Source organism: Leifsonia sp. SIMBA_070 (assembly GCF_046534635.1).
Taxonomy (GTDB): Bacteria; Actinomycetota; Actinomycetes; order Actinomycetales; family Microbacteriaceae; genus Leifsonia.
Genome location: NZ_JAWRYK010000989.1, coordinates 1 through 233, shown reverse-complemented (window position 1 = coordinate 233; position 233 = coordinate 1). Strand labels below are relative to the sequence as shown.

1 protein-coding gene is annotated in these 233 nt (G+C 67.8%); it reads left to right on the top strand.

Features of this window, described 5'->3' with window-relative positions; genetic code table 11:
- On the top strand, window positions 1–233 hold a 233-nt coding region (locus SB754_RS23125), incomplete at both ends, for an amidase family protein (RefSeq protein WP_410784581.1).

Sequence of the window (233 nt, the reverse complement as noted above, 5' to 3'; positions counted from 1 at the left end):
GGACCAGATCGGCCCGGTATCCCGCACGGTGCTGGATGCCGCCCTGCTGCAGGAAGTCATCGGCGGTCATGATCCCCGCGACTCCACCTCGCTGCCCGATCCCGTGGGCAACCTCGTGGAGGCTGCCCGCAACGGCAACGTGGCCGGCATGCGCATCGGTGTCATCAAGGAACTGCAGGGCGAAGGCTACGAAGCCGGCGTCCTGGCCCGGTTCCAGGAGAGCCTTGAGCTCC